The organism is Psychrobacter sp. T6-1, assembly GCF_052258445.1.
The window spans coordinates 1-13,927 of the sequence record NZ_JBQQFC010000042.1; the positions used below are offsets into that span (position 1 = coordinate 1).

Consider the following 13,927-nt stretch of genomic DNA (forward strand, 5'->3'; position numbering starts at 1 on the left):
TGTCCCATAGTAGTAATCAGATCAGGACTGATGATTAGCTTCTCCATAGCTTCAGCCAACTCACCAACTGATTTTACAGGTACTAGATAACCGTTGCTGCCTTCTACTACGGTCTCGCGGCAACCGGGTGCATCAGTAGTGATAATAGGGCGACCCATAGCCATGGCTTCTAAGACCGAGCGCGACGTGCCTTCCCTATAAGAAGGTAATACGTAAATAGAGCTGGCAGCGATAGCAGGTCGTACATCGTCAAGCTTACCCCAATAATTAACAATACCAGTCTCTACCCATTCATCTAACTGCGCTTGATCAATGGCGGCTGGGTTCTCATCTATCCAGCCTACGAGATGAAACTCAGCTGCGGGATATTGCTGCTTAATTATTTTGGCAGCCTCGACGTACTCGACGACTCCTTTGTCTTTAAGGAGTCTAGCAATCAATAAAAAAGAAGGTTTAATCTGTCCTGCGTCATCTTGAGGAAACGGCAGTACGCTAAAATCTGCGACGTCTACCCCTGAGCCATTGACGACGATAGCAGGTGTATTTTCACCAAGCAAATTGAGGGTTTTGAATAAATTGAGATCGTCAGGGTTTTGAAAAAACACTTTGGTCGATTTGGACAAAGCCTGCTGATATAGACCATGGACGAGCTTTTGAAAGCCACTGCGTCTGCCAGACTCTTCAACCTCCTGAAATGTATAGCCAAGGCCCGATAATAGAATGAAGCGCTTAGGCACTTTTGCCAGCCATGCCGCTAGGGTGCCATAAATAATCGGCTTGATGGTATAAGACAACATATAATCAGGCTCTATATTGCGTAGTAGTCGATATATCGCTATTAGGGTCTTGGTATCTGATATAGGGTTAGTCCCTGTACGCTGCATAGGGACTTGGTGTAGGACATATCCTAAATCTGATAAGGTATCATAATCTTTGGTATGTGACTTTAGATCAGGCGCTATGATATGTACTTCATAACCTAGTTTGGCTATGGCCTCTAGCAGCTTACCTCGAAAGTTTAGAACGTGTGGTAGGTAGTTTGCACATATCAGAAATTTCATAAGTAGCACACAGTATATTGAGAGATAAATGAGGAGAGTTTATTAAGCAAACGGTCTAATTTAGTCCAAGCTCTTAGGCATAGGCTGGGTATGATGTTTTGTTCTTTTATCACTTCTTAATCTTGTGATATTACAATCTGCACAGACAAACAAAACATAAATAACAACGAATGGATAGCGATAGCGTACCGCAGTGCCATAGTTGAATACAACCAAACCATATACGGACATAGATAGCGCCATGAATAGCAGCCAAAAAGCAAGCTTATCAGGTCGAAGTTTCCATGCTTGACGAGTAATCAAAAACAAAACAGCTAATACTGCTAGGTTCTCTAATGATTGTACTAATTGAAGAGCACCGCCAGCTTCCCATGGTAACGGCTTAGCTAAGAAATACAACGCTGATGTTAAACCCTGAAATACAAAGTCACCTGCGCCAGTAATCAGATTAATGTCGTCTCTGTCACCACCATCTTCTACAAACATAGCTACTCTGAATTTGTTGACTAGCGGGATAGCAATAGGAGCGGAGAGCAACAGACCAACTAAACTAATAACACCAATCATCAATGCTTTAGCCAAACTCATACCTTTTCTGGCTACGTTGAATATGAAATATATTAGAACGATAGGACCCAAGATGAAGAAGTTTTGAAACTTTATTAGGTATATGGGTATGACAAAAAGAGCACTTTTAAAAATTTTAGATTCGCGAGCATAGATTATAGTAAGTGTCATAAAAAAGAAAATTAAAGTTTCTCTCAAACTTAATGCTGTATAAAGCGCTGCACTGGGAAATAGTAAGTAAAACCATATAGATACGTTAGTAAAGACTCTTTTCACATATAATACAAAGAACAGGATAATATATAAAAAAGTATTATAAAACCCTAAGCTTATGGGGGATACGGGAGTAGGAAATGGCATTAGTGCGAAGAACACACTAGCCTGTTTGACGTTACCAGTGCTTGTTAAGGCTTCTATAAACCCTAGCTCTCCATTCCTCAAATCATTAACAGAACGCAGGTATTGAAATTGATCAGGCATGTACGATGCATTAAATAAGACATCATTTAAGACAAAGGGTAGAAAGCAGTGTAGAGTCAATATAGCTTGATATTTTGGTGAAATTTTAAATTTATATCCGAGTATAAATATTAGTAACATGCACGTTAACAAGCTAGGAAGTTCAAACAACCTAGTGCCTAGAAAACCATAGCTATAAATCCAACTCATGTCTGACATCTAACTATCTCTATGGTTTAATATTGTTTTTAACGACTCTGAATTTACCACTCTTCTCTTTAGGAATACTGTCAACCACTTTTATATTGATCAGCATATCCTTACCAAATCGCTCGGATAGCGCGTGATGAAACTTTTCTTGTTGTTTTTTGTCGAAGTATTTATTGCCAACAACCATGACTTCCACTCTCTCCAACTCGTTTTGAACCACTTGAAACTGAATGATACCTGCAACACCTTTAGTGCTATTAGTGATATTAACGTAGTTAATTTTACCATTCGTAGGGGTTGAGATGTAATCTGTAGAACGTCCTTCTATAGCTTTGACTACTGGAAATACAGAACCACAAGAACACTTATGCTCTTTTGAAGCAAGTTCAATACGATCTCCGATTCGATAGCGAATCAGTGGTGTACCTTCAGTTGCAAAAGAAGTAACTAAAATCTCGCCTTCTTGAGCTGGTTGCAAATTCTCATCAACCACTTCAAATATCCCGGTCAGTGGATGAATATGAAGACTACCTTCTGTGCACTCTAAAATAAATGGTGCCCCTTCTGAGGATGCATACTGATCGGCAACCTTGCATCCTAAAACGGACTGGATGACCTCTCGGTGGACAGGAAGTATCGTCTCAGCAGTCGGAAAAAAAGCTTTCACTTTGTTCTCGAGCTTCAAATCTCGGTTTGCAGCCATTGCGCATAGCTCGTAAACACTAGAGGGAAAGCCCACTATAAACTCAGGAGCAAACTTACAAAATGCTTTCCAATACACATCGAAATTAGTATCGGTAATATGGAACGTCGAAAAAAAACGTATGCGATTGACATAGTCGTCTTTGTGACAAATTCCTTTCTTAAGATCTTTCTCAGTGATTATATTTTTGCCACTGAACCAAGCACACTTTTTGCCTAGCTTATATCCATATTGTGCTCTAAAATGATCTAATAGTGCATTACGTTCTTGAACGTTGTCTTTAGTGTAAAGCACTTTCATAGAGGCACCTGTAGTGCCGCCTGTAAAGTTTACGACAGCATCTTTTTCTTTTATGCTAGCAATCGCACCTAAGTTTTCAATAATATCTTTTTTGTATAATAGTGGAAAATCTTCCAAAGACTGGTAGTCCTTATATTTGCTATACCACTTAGAATTTATGACACTTTTGTCTAAGAAATTTCCTAATCGATTGCGTTGCTCTGATTCAATTTCAGATAATGAAGCATTCGAAAACTTTGCAAAATAGTCTCGATACTTCTGGTAGTTGCCCCCGTGTCTGACTCTATACTGGTAGGTGTTGAAAACACTGATAGCTAAATTCTGTACCAAATGTGGACTATAACGCCCCAGATCTTCTTTTAAAGACATACTAAATACCTGTTAGTTCCATATTTATAACTACATATGATTTTGTATGGGATATATAATAAGTTGTTTTGTCAGTAGAATTCGAACCAATCGGTCTACGATACTTTACGCAACCCTGATACTCTTAAGATCGATTAAAGGATTTAACTAGACTAGAACATTAATACTCTTTACTGATAAGACGTTCTTTATTGAATAGAAAGAATTCTTAGACAGTTTTGGTTAAAATCAGTTGAGTAATCTACTTTTTGATTCCAGTAACTATGGGCATTACCACTCAATCTCTCATAGGTTTTTCGGTCACTAATAGCATTTAAAACATTTTCAAGAACATGACCCCCATCTTTATAATGGATGGAATTCGAACCGTCAATGCAATAATTTGCTATCTCTCCCACAGGAGTGACAATAGGTACTAGTCCAAGTTGCATCGCCTCAGTAACAGCGATAGCCATTCCTTCATGACTTGATGTATTTATAAAAAATTTGGAGCTTAGAGCTTCTTCAGGATAATGGTTAGGTACTTTTTCACCCATAAAGAGAACATTGTTTTCTAGCCTTAATTTTTTTACCAAATCTTGTAGACCATCTAGCTCTCCACGATCTGGACCAAAGATATAAAACATCGCTTCAGGGACATGCTTATTTATACTCTCAAAAAAACAAATAGCTTTATCTAACCTCTTTTGCTTAGCAAGTCTTCCCCAAAAAACAAAATTATTTTTTCTATCGTTAGACAAAACCTGCTCACTCAGACCAGTGAAAAAAGAGATCACCTTTGTTTTACTACTATTTTTATTACTTGGAAATATACCATCTTTACTAGCTTGAGAATCACACCATACTTCATCTGCTAAAAATATAGCAGTACTAGTAACTATCTTATCAATACGATGAGCAAATTTATCAGCATGTATAAAAACAACCAACTTTAGTTTCTTATTACTGAATGCTCGTCTATAAATAGAATAGGCTATACCTATAATGCTAGTGCGCCACAGAGAGCAAACAAGTAAGTCAGGTTTTTGATCTAAAAGATAATTAAAGCCAGATTTATAAAACCTAAGAGAGTTCAGCTTACTACTTTTATCAATAGTTCTCATATAAGGTTGATTAGATAAAGACTCTCCACTTATAAACGCAACCTCTATGTTCAATTTGTCAGTAGGCTCTATCGAGCGTGCAGCTTGTTCAACTCCGCCAAGCCCATCACTAGGTATTAGATGTATGACTTTCATAACCAGCCTTAATTATATTAATAAATATGTTTTTGTTATTATTAATTTCGAATCTGTTAATAACCACGCCCAAAGTCATATAGGATTAATTATCATAAATAATAGTTATTGAACTAAGATATAAATTGTAAGATCTTACTTGCTACTTTCGTTTACTAAAGCCTCAACCCCTGCACTAATTTTGCCTAGTACTTTATCCTCACTAAATATCTTAGCCTTATCAATACAGGCATCATAATAATCGTCCGCATGATCAATTAATGAAAGTACGTTTTGTTGAAACTCTATAGAGTCTACATCTTCAGGAACAAAAGAGATGCCAGTTGTAGAACCGAAACCCTCTACAAACTCAGCACAGAATCCAGCACTTTCGGTTGTAATAGCAGGTACACCTCGTGCGTGTGCCTCAAGTAGCGTAGTCGCAAATCCTTCATGATGACTAGTAATAGCAAAACATTTGATACTATCGTATATAGTTGGTAACTCATTCCTATCAGCCCAGTCTTGTAACTCTATACTGCCTTCTAGACCGGCGAGTTTGATAGCCTTAACAATATTATCTTTTTCTTCACCGCGTCCCAAGATAAGTGCTTTGATTGGTTCGTCGCTTCGAGCATTAAGGCATTTAATTAAATCAATAAAGAGAGGAATATTCTTTTCCTGAGATAGCCTAGATATAATGCCTAAATCATACTTCTTTACTGCTTCAGATTTACCAAAAAACCAAGGTGATATACAGTTACCTACAAAATCAACTTCGACTGGAAAAGTAGCTAAGTTTTCTTTGTTTACACTAAATATCTTATCGCAGAAATGACTTGAGAATCTTAATAAACGATACTCAATATCACTATGACCCAATCCAGCGGCATTTTTTTTCTGTAGATATAAATGTAAGAGAGAAACCACTTTGAATCCTTGCAACTTGAACATTGGAGCAAGCCATAGGGAACCTAGGTCATTGAGTACAATAACCTTAACTCCAGCACGTTTGAGTTGCTTTGTAAGCGTTAAGGAGCTTGACAATCGTTTGGATTTGGAAGCGACTGAATTTATCTTGATTGTAGGGCAAGTAAATGTATCTGGTTCTGAAGTTAAGATTGAAGTAGCGATCCCTTTATCATTCATGTAACGACATAAATTCTCTATATAAATCTGACCACCGCCCCAAATTTTTTCACTGGAGGAATAAATACATACATCTATTTTTTTTTGCATAACTTCATACTCGTATTGTACATATTAATTATTATTAAGACCTATTTCTCACAAAGGTTTTATACAATGGATTAGTTTTTAATAAGCTTGTAACTTTCTTACGACAATTAAAAATAGAGTTTATAGATGAAGAAGGTAGTAATAGCACATGCCTGTAAAACCGTTCACTTGGTTTTCTGTAACGCAATGGTTTTATTAGAAAAGATGATATTTTTTTCGCTGTTGCGGCATCTTTTCTAATACAGTTCGCTCTTATATGACTCATTACTCGTGCATTGATATAGTCAACGATATCAGGTGAATAATGGTTCGGTAGATTATCGTATAAAAAAGCAGAGGATGGACTAACATCTTCTAGTTTTATAGCATCAATGGAATTTGGCTTGTCTTTGGACCAGTGACCAGTATCCATAGCACCGCCAGTGTCTTGTACATAGATACTAGTAATCGTAGTCGATATAGCTACAGGATAATTGAGTGCAACTCGTGCCCAAAGCTCTAGGTCTTCCCCGCGTTTGTAATCCTTAAAACCCTTATTGCTGTCAAAAAACTCTCTTTTTATAGCAGTACATGATGAGTTTAGAATGCTAATATTGACTTGTGATTCCAAGAAGTAGTTTATTAACTTAATCTCAGATTCTTCTTCATGATTTAAACTACCGTTAATAGCTTCTCTCTTGAGAGCTTTATGACCAGTAGCTATCATTTCAGCTTCAGGATGATTTTTGCTCACTTCTAACAAAGTCTCTAAATGATTAGGAAGCCAAATATCATCAGCATCTAAAAACGCAACCCATTTTGCTTTAGCTATTGCTATACCCTTGTTTCTTGCAGCAGACACTCCCGAATTATTCTGCGAAATAACTTGTAAGCGTGGATCGGTAATTTTTTGGACTACTGCTAAGCTAGCATCATTTGAGCCATCGTCTACGACTATTACTTCAAAATTTTTACATGTTTGAGCTAATACACTCTCTAAAGTTGAGAATATATAGTCCGCTTTATTATAAAGAGGGATAATGACAGAAAAAAGAATATCCATATCATTTACCAATATTAAATTTTGAGTTAATACTATTAACTAAAAAATTCTGCGAACGCTGTATATGTTTATCTATTTCTTTATCAATAATTTGGTAATCAATATCAAAATGAGACAGACTAACGTTTTTAGAGCTATCCAACAAGTGATCAGATAGACCAATTAATTCTAACAAATCTCTCATACGAGTATTGATACCAATATTACGATTAAACACACCTAAACGTCTCTTAAATATCAATCCAAATGCTAGAGCATGAAAAGACGTTGTCAGTATTAGTTCTGCATTTTTTACTAACCCAAGAAACTCAGCAGGCCCTTGTAAATAGTAGTTTTTGTCAACATATTTTAAATTTGCATTAACACCAATGAGCAAAAGTCCATGTCGCTTTGCTAGTTTCTTGGCTATAGTTTTGATATGTGTATTATTATCAAAATCGTAGATCAAGATGTATTTTTTATTCTCTAATTTCTCTACTACATAGCTATTCCATTTTTGCTCAGTAAGTAAAAAAACAGGATCTAATACTTGTTCTACTTCATCAAAACCTAGGTCATTTAGAATTCTTTTTCCTGATGTTTCTCTCACGGAGACAAAGTCTAATTTCGACACCTGTTCTTTGACAAAGCTAACATTTTCTATAGGAATAGCGTCAGTCGCAAAGCTAGCTGCGTAAGAAACTTTTACAGCCTCACTACCTTGAGCAAAATCCAAATAAAAAGCGGGGTCTTTACCATTTGGAAATAGTGGATTCCAAATCTGATCACTACCACAAATAAAGATATCAGCATCTTTTCTTATTTTTTTTAACTGTTCGTTATTTTTATAGCTTTTAGGGGTTATAGAAATATACATTTTTTCAAATGTATTGAAAATCCTTTTTCTTTTTAATAACTTGATGCGCTGCGGTAACTTCAATGAAATATAAGCACATTTGGTTAAGAGGTTCTTATTCCACCTTGGGCTTAAACACGAAAATAAATTATGGACGTCAGCTAAATAACTTGGCTTATACGCTATGCTTTCTGCCTCGTGACCATTCATTTTCAAAAACTCTACAAGAGCTAACTCTTGCAAACTAGCACCATAGTTATATACCTGATGGCAGGTTATTGTTTTAATCTTCATATAAAACCCAATTAATGAACGCTTAAAATATTATCAGTAGACCTACGTTCAGAGACTGCTACTCTAAACTCTTCCTTTAAATTACCAACGGCCAGCATCATGACCAATCGCTCATTTTTTGGTATACCAGCTAATGTCTTGATCTTATTTTCAACAACGAAAGGAACACAGGTATTAAGAGGACAAGAGCCTATATTATAATAGTGCAAGGCCAGCATAATATTCATCGAAAAAAGCCCTCCATCTACAAATAGCTGATTGCTTTCGTACTTAGTAAAGCCTTTAATATCACCAGTAATAACCATTAAGCCATTGATACAGTCTGTAAAACCCCCATTACCGTTTTGAATAGTGAGTAGCTCTTTCATAAGAGCTTTGTCATTATAGTAATGCACTTGCCAAGACTGTCTATTGCATACTGAGGGAGCAAACTTAGCCAAATCAATTGACTTTTCAACCGTATCAATAGGAACATCAATATCTGAAAAATCTCTAATGCTAAATCTACTTTTAACAAACTCATTGAAAGGCTTATTAGCTAGGCTTTTGACACTATCTCTTGTAACTTGCTTTGCTCCACCTTTGTATCTTAAATCGTCCTTCTCAACAAAATCGTCTATATTTTTTCTAATTTCGGCATCTATAGTATGATCGATACGGTCGTTAAAAGCCAAATAGTCTACTAAGCATTGTGCGATTGAAGAGGTAAGCTGCGAGGTACCATACTTTTGTATGTATAAATTACCTTTATCTAATAGCAACTTAATTTTTTCAGCTCCAAAACCTGGTCTAGGATTAGGTAAAGCAAGACCTTTCTCGACTATATGATATTGTTTAGTTAGATAGAATTCTAAATTGGCTTTATCAGGAAGCTTATTATTATTAAAACCAAATTTTAGATGATAATAAGTGTCATAGGTCTTGCTCAAGACCTCTCCGACTGGAGTGCGCCAGAATACCAAAGCATATGCTTTTTGTTTAAGAAGACTCATAAAATTTTTGTCCTTAACTATAACCTGTATGTCATGCCACACTAGAAAATAATAGTTTTACTTCAAATAATTAAATCATATATCTTTCAACTTAACAGTCGGTAAAAAATTTCTATTTTTTATCTTTTTTTTCTATATATGAATAAATTTTTAATGTTCGATACCTAATGTTTCGCTTCAGAAAACCCTTTACATTATAAGCGTAGCTGGTTTTCTTTGGTAATCTTTCTTGTTCTCTACCTTTCTGCAAATGACTTGTGGATAAGTCTAATGGATGCTCTACAAAGTCAGATAAATATATTCTATTAATATACTTATTTTTTTTCAAGTAACCCCAGTCATCCGCAAGAATGAACTTTGCTTTTGATAGACTTATCAATTCATTAGCCATTTCAGAACTTATAAGATAACAACATGTTCTATATACTAAATACTGACTTCTAATGGTCTTGTAAAATTTTTGTTCTCCTATATATTTGTTGTTCTTTCTACTTCTAATAATATATTTATTTAATGGATAGGATTGACCACCCATCAAGTGAAGGTCTTTTGGATTTATATTATCGCTTTTAAAAGTATTAATGAAAACCTTGAACCTCTTGTCGAGAATAACATCGTCTTCCAAAATACATGCCCACTCTCGTTGATCGCTTAGCAATTGCTGATAAGCCTTAATATGGCTTAAAGTGCAACCAATTTCACCCGGTATTGCAGCGAAACCTCTGCTAATAATAGTACCAACACTTTTGGATCTAATTGAATCCAATGCGTTTTCAGATAATTCCTTTCCGTAGATAGCATCTACAAAACTAAACTCAAGATCAAAATCTTTTAAAGTCTTACTAATACTTTCTCTCTTCTTAATATCTTGCTTCAACGAAACTATATAGATATGTATCATATTACTCATCCCAAACCGATGTTATTTCTAAGTCCTTTGTCCATAAATCATAGTATGAAGTATTCTTACCATAACTGTTATCGATAATAGAAGATGGAACATCAACTAAACAAGACAGAATATGTCCATGCAAACGTGAGGTTACTATTTTTTCATAACTTGAAAACCTCTTCGACATCCTAAAGGCTAAAAGTTGTGAATGACTATTCCATAATTTGAAGATTGTTTTATCTATTTTACTAGATCTCAGATACTTATTTAATCTAATCATTTTATGAATCGCATATGCTACTCTATGATCTTTTTTGGTTAGTAAATCGCTCCAGTCGACACAGTCATGACCTTTTATTTTTTCCTGCAATTTTAATTGCATAGGGTTTTTTTCGACATCATCACGAAGAAAGTATAAGACAGACTTCTTCTTTTTTGACTTAGGTAACTCACCATAGAGCTCGTGTGCCATATCTGGCATTAGATAAGCATTACTTGAAAACTCTTTAAAAATGTTATAAGTTATCTCGTCTCGAGCAAACATAATTACATTATTATGTGCTCTAAATATTTTCTTCGAGAGCTCCTCACTCTTATTATCTTCAAAAAAAGCAGTTTGTGGCAGAATAATGATTTTGTTTTTTGGAAAATGTTCTACTATATCTTCTCGTAACTTTTGATGAGTAGGATAGATATCACCAAAGTTTCCTCCTCCATGGCAGAGAATAGTCGTTTTAGGCGTTATTTGTTTTTTTAATAATTTAATATCTGTGTTATAAGTTGACAAATGAGCTTTTACATTAAGTGAATTATTCTTAAAAAATTTTATTGTTCCAAGTAAGATTAATAAATCACCCACGTTATGATGTAAAGGATAGTCTACAAAAACTATATCCTCTTTATCCTCAATAAAATCTAGTATTTTTAATAATTTGGCTTTCAAATCATACATACCCATCAAGTAATCATCTCCATTTTAAATGATTTTTTTTAAATAATATTAATATAATGACGAGAAATAAGAAGGTACTTATACATACTTGTAAACTTAAACTTATTAATAAACTTTCTTGATAGATAGTCTGTACTAACAACACAGTTATCGTAACAAGCATACCCAATATAATCGGAATCTTTAATGGGATCAGCTGTTCAGTTATAGAAAAATCACATATATTTTTCATTAAATATATACCTAAAGGGATAGTGATTATTATCCTAGGTATAGCTAGAGCTAATAAAGCTGTAGTAAGGCTATAGTTTTTAGTTAGAACAAGAGCAATCACAGTAACAATAGCTGCTATAAGCGATAAATATAAAAAATCTTTAGACCTTCCTAAAGCCTTGATGGCTATTCCAACGAACATACGACTATACATTATTGCATACATTACTGATATTATTTGCAAGAGTGGAATAATATCATTCCATTTCTCACCTAAAATTAACGGTATCCAATAACCTGCTGTTAATGCCATTCCTAAAAACATCGGAACAGATAGTAAGTTAAAATAATAAGTAGAAGATTGAAATGCGAATAGTAACTTATCTTTATTGTCCTGAACTGAAGAAAAAATCGGCAGTGAAATTCTTGTTACTGCAGCATTTAATATATTCAATGCTGTATCTGTTAGTTTAGTCGCCATGTGATACAACCCTAGAGCTGTAGGACCATGAAAAATTGTAATTAAGATACCTAAGACTCTAGTCAAGAAGCTCCACAGTAGTTTTTCTATCATAACGTAAAAACCAAAATTTATAGAATCTAAGAAAAATTTCTTATCAAAAGATAGTTTTTTCGGTATTAAGCTTTTTGTTGCAAAATACAACAATAGAAATGAAACAAACGACTGTACTATGTTTGCATATACTATACTCCATAAGCCATAATTAGAATAAGCCAATGGTATAGCAAAAATAAAGAAAGTAACTCTTGAAATTATAGTTCTATAAGCAAATATCTTAAGTTCTAAATTACGCATTAATAATGCAGTTGGAACTATGGACAACAATATCAATGAGGTACTAATACCTTCATAGATTAATACCTTTGAAATAATAGCTTGATTATTCATGTAAAGAACCAAACTAATAATTAGACAGACTAATAATGAAAATATAGACATTCCAATTGTTGCAGTCCAGAACGTTTGAACTTCATTATCGTTCAATTGCTTTCTTTGTATTACAACTTCATTTAACCCTAAGCTTAAAATTATTTGTACAAAACCTGATATGAATTGAGCAGTGGCAATTTTTCCATAATCTTCAGGTGTAAGTATTTTAGCTAAGAAGATTATTGAGAATACGCCTAATCCCATTGTAACTAGTGTTTCAATCAGTGACCACGCAGTTGCAGACTTTATTTTTTTGGCATTTAACAATTAAACTTCCAGTGTTATCAATATTTGTGCTTATAGTAATAGTAGAATTATTGTATGGTTTGTACATACCAAGGCATCGCTTTTTCTATACCCTGCGTAATGTTGAACTGCGGTGCATAGCCAAGTGCGTTTTGTATCTTGCTAATATCTGCCTGACTATGACGTACATCTCCCTCTCGGAAGTCGCGATATACAGCCTCTTGCGCGTAGTCCACCCCGTTTGCCGATAGGTTTTCTTTTAGAGCCACGTATAGCGTATTAAGTGTCGTACGACCTCCAACAGCGACGTTATAGACTTCGTTTTTGGCATTATCGTTGGCAGTTGCGGCCAAGATATTGGCCTGTACCGCGTTTTCGATAAAGTTAAAATCGCGACTGGTATCGCCATCACCATTGATATAGACCGTATCTCCAGTAATCATCGCCGATGTCCACTTCGGAATGACCGCAGCATACGCGCCATCTGGTGTTTGACGCTTGCCAAAGATATTGAAATAGCGTAAACCAATCGTCTGGAAGCCATAAGTGCGAGCGAATACATCAGCATATATCTCGTTGACATACTTAGTTACCGCATATGGAGACAGCGGATTACCGATAGCATCTTCTACCTTTGGCAACGCAGGATGATCGCCATAAGTTGAGCTACTAGCGGCATAAGTAAAGCTGGTCACCTGGGCATCGCGGGCGGCAACTAGCATATTTAGGTATCCTGAGATATTAGTCTCATTGGTCGTGATAGGATCAGCGATAGAGCGCGGTACTGAGCCTAGCGCTGCTTGGTGCAGCACGTAATCAACGCCTTGACATGCTTTCGAACAATCAGTTAACTGACGAATATCACCTTCTATAAACGTAAATCTTTCCCACTGATCAACACTTACTAAACTTTTTACTTCATCCAAATTATGCTGAAAGCCTGTGGCAAAATTGTCTAACCCCACCACTGTTTGATCAAGCAATAATAGTGTCTCAAGCAAATTAGAGCCGATAAAACCCGCTACCCCTGTAATAAGCCATGTCCTCGGCTCGTTTCTCAATTTATCTTTGATGATGTCATATGTGGTTGTCATGATACTCTCTATTACTTGAAGTGTTTATAATCGGATGTCTGTTTTATCTCTATTAAACACGTATTTGAGATCATAGAGTACGTGATCGTCTTTGCCCAATGCGCGTATGCTTTCTATATCCATGTCAATGAATTGATGATGGGCAACCGCCAGGATGATGCCATCATACTGATTGGCTAATGGTTCGCTAACTGGTGTAATATTATACTCGCGCTCAGCCTCGCTGCTGTCTATCCACGGATCATAGACATCCACTTCGATATTGTACTCTTCTAGCTCATGCACGATAT

At 35.5% G+C, this 13,927-nt stretch carries 13 protein-coding genes; all 13 read right to left on the reverse strand.

Going from position 1 to position 13,927, the window contains the following annotated elements; translation table 11 throughout:
• On the reverse strand, nt 1–1,061 hold a 1,061-nt coding region (locus tag ACTXGO_RS04415), incomplete at its 3' end, for a glycosyltransferase family 4 protein (RefSeq protein ID WP_443573482.1).
• Nucleotides 1,062–1,121: 60 nt separating this feature from the next.
• Nucleotides 1,122–2,108 (reverse strand): hypothetical protein, encoded by a 987-nt coding sequence (locus ACTXGO_RS04420; protein WP_443541371.1) that lies wholly within the window; start codon nt 2,106–2,108, stop codon nt 1,122–1,124.
• Nucleotides 2,109–2,316: 208 nt separating this feature from the next.
• The gene (locus ACTXGO_RS04425) at nt 2,317–3,669 is read right to left on the reverse strand and encodes a phenylacetate--CoA ligase family protein (protein WP_443541370.1); all 1,353 of its coding nucleotides are present in this window, start codon (nt 3,667–3,669) and stop codon (nt 2,317–2,319) included.
• Nucleotides 3,670–3,857: 188 nt separating this feature from the next.
• Nucleotides 3,858–4,907, reverse strand: coding sequence for a glycosyltransferase family 4 protein (locus tag ACTXGO_RS04430; RefSeq protein ID WP_443541369.1), 1,050 nt, complete (start codon nt 4,905–4,907; stop codon nt 3,858–3,860).
• A gap of 135 nt (nt 4,908–5,042) precedes the next feature.
• Nucleotides 5,043–6,125, reverse strand: a complete 1,083-nt coding sequence (locus ACTXGO_RS04435) for a glycosyltransferase family 4 protein (RefSeq protein ID WP_443541368.1) — start codon at nt 6,123–6,125, stop codon at nt 5,043–5,045.
• Between the two features lie 34 nt (nt 6,126–6,159).
• Nucleotides 6,160–7,167, reverse strand: coding sequence for a glycosyltransferase family 2 protein (locus ACTXGO_RS04440; protein ID WP_443541367.1), 1,008 nt, complete (start codon nt 7,165–7,167; stop codon nt 6,160–6,162).
• Nucleotide 7,168: 1 nt separating this feature from the next.
• Nucleotides 7,169–8,296 carry a polysaccharide pyruvyl transferase family protein gene (locus ACTXGO_RS04445; protein WP_443541366.1) on the reverse strand — a complete coding sequence of 376 codons (1,128 nt, stop codon included), beginning with the start codon at nt 8,294–8,296 and terminating at the stop codon, nt 7,169–7,171.
• 11 nt (nt 8,297–8,307) lie between these two features.
• On the reverse strand, nt 8,308–9,288 hold the full coding sequence (locus ACTXGO_RS04450; protein ID WP_443541365.1) for a nitroreductase family protein: 981 nt from the start codon (nt 9,286–9,288) through the stop codon (nt 8,308–8,310).
• Between the two features lie 112 nt (nt 9,289–9,400).
• Nucleotides 9,401–10,189 carry a glycosyltransferase family 25 protein gene (locus ACTXGO_RS04455; protein ID WP_443541364.1) on the reverse strand — a complete coding sequence of 263 codons (789 nt, stop codon included), beginning with the start codon at nt 10,187–10,189 and terminating at the stop codon, nt 9,401–9,403.
• Between the two features lies 1 nt (nt 10,190).
• Complete coding sequence (locus tag ACTXGO_RS04460) at nt 10,191–11,138, reverse strand: polysaccharide pyruvyl transferase family protein (protein WP_443541363.1); 948 nt, start codon at nt 11,136–11,138, stop codon at nt 10,191–10,193.
• 7 nt (nt 11,139–11,145) lie between these two features.
• Complete coding sequence (locus ACTXGO_RS04465) at nt 11,146–12,564, reverse strand: oligosaccharide flippase family protein (protein WP_443541362.1); 1,419 nt, start codon at nt 12,562–12,564, stop codon at nt 11,146–11,148.
• 47 nt (nt 12,565–12,611) lie between these two features.
• Complete coding sequence (locus ACTXGO_RS04470; RefSeq protein ID WP_443541361.1) at nt 12,612–13,637, reverse strand: NAD-dependent epimerase/dehydratase family protein; 1,026 nt, start codon at nt 13,635–13,637, stop codon at nt 12,612–12,614.
• A gap of 24 nt (nt 13,638–13,661) precedes the next feature.
• Nucleotides 13,662–13,927: UDP binding domain-containing protein (locus tag ACTXGO_RS04475; protein WP_443573484.1), on the reverse strand; the 266-nt coding region annotated here is incomplete at its 5' end.

What these genes read in the sequence shown, in the direction of transcription:
- ACTXGO_RS04420 (WP_443541371.1), bottom strand. Translation starts at nt 2,108, where the DNA reads ATGCCTGATCAATTTCAATACCTGCGTTCTGTTAATGATTTGAGGAAT.
- ACTXGO_RS04440 (WP_443541367.1), bottom strand. Translation starts at nt 7,167, where the DNA reads ATGGATATTCTTTTTTCTGTCATTATCCCTCTTTATAATAAAGCGGAC.
- ACTXGO_RS04425 (WP_443541370.1), bottom strand. Translation starts at nt 3,669, where the DNA reads ATGTCTTTAAAAGAAGATCTGGGGCGTTATAGTCCACATTTGGTACAG.
- ACTXGO_RS04445 (WP_443541366.1), bottom strand. Translation starts at nt 8,296, where the DNA reads ATGAAGATTAAAACAATAACCTGCCATCAGGTATATAACTATGGTGCT.
- ACTXGO_RS04470 (WP_443541361.1), bottom strand. Translation starts at nt 13,637, where the DNA reads ATGACAACCACATATGACATCATCAAAGATAAATTGAGAAACGAGCCG.
- ACTXGO_RS04435 (WP_443541368.1), bottom strand. Translation starts at nt 6,125, where the DNA reads ATGCAAAAAAAAATAGATGTATGTATTTATTCCTCCAGTGAAAAAATT.
- ACTXGO_RS04430 (WP_443541369.1), bottom strand. Translation starts at nt 4,907, where the DNA reads ATGAAAGTCATACATCTAATACCTAGTGATGGGCTTGGCGGAGTTGAA.
- ACTXGO_RS04450 (WP_443541365.1), bottom strand. Translation starts at nt 9,288, where the DNA reads ATGAGTCTTCTTAAACAAAAAGCATATGCTTTGGTATTCTGGCGCACT.
- ACTXGO_RS04460 (WP_443541363.1), bottom strand. Translation starts at nt 11,138, where the DNA reads ATGGGTATGTATGATTTGAAAGCCAAATTATTAAAAATACTAGATTTT.
- ACTXGO_RS04455 (WP_443541364.1), bottom strand. Translation starts at nt 10,189, where the DNA reads ATGATACATATCTATATAGTTTCGTTGAAGCAAGATATTAAGAAGAGA.